The following is a 615-nucleotide window of genomic DNA, read 5'->3' as shown; positions in this document are numbered from 1 at the left end:
GTTGTGTGTCAAAGTCTGACAGCCGCCATGATTAATCCGGTTGAAAGCCTGCGGGCAGAGTAGCCGGGCCCGATAGAAACCTTTCTTTACCGGAATGACTTTAACCCATTACCGCCATGCGTTTTAATCTGAAACTTCTTTGCTGTACGTTGCTGATCACCAGCCAGACCCTGGCCGGAGGGCCGGGTAAAGACGACGGTCGCCTGCAACGCTGGCGCGACAATCCATTGAGTTTGTTTGTGCACTGGGGGCCGGTTAGCCGTATCGGACAGGAAATAAGCTGGTCAAGGCAGTCTTATGGAAAAGCTCGTTATGATTCCCTCTACCGGGGTTTTAACCCGACCCGTTTCAATGCAACGGAATGGGTCCGGATGGCCAAACATAACGGCTTCCGGCAAATCGTACTGACGGCCAAACACCACGATGGTTTCTGCCTGTGGAATACCAAAACCATATCCTATAATATCATGCAGACCCCGTTCGGCAGAGATGTCTGTAAGGAGCTGGCAGAGGCAGCGCATCAGGAAGGCTTAGCCATCGGGTGGTATTTTTCGGTGGGGGACTGGAAAGACCCTGACTGCCGTAACCCGCAAACAAATGCGGTATTTGTTGACC

Annotated in this window: 1 protein-coding gene; it reads left to right on the top strand. The window is 52.5% G+C overall.

Annotated elements, in window-relative coordinates; genetic code table 11:
- Positions 1–116: 116 nt before the first annotated feature.
- The coding region (locus BLX24_RS31000; RefSeq protein WP_177226005.1) for an alpha-L-fucosidase at positions 117–615 on the top strand (499 nt) is incomplete at its 3' end.

It is taken from the genome of Arsenicibacter rosenii (assembly GCF_001870735.1).
Lineage (GTDB): Bacteria > Bacteroidota > Bacteroidia > Cytophagales > Spirosomataceae > Arsenicibacter > Arsenicibacter rosenii.
Note: the sequence above shows the minus strand (reverse complement) of the source record. Positions and strands in the feature narration are given on the sequence as shown.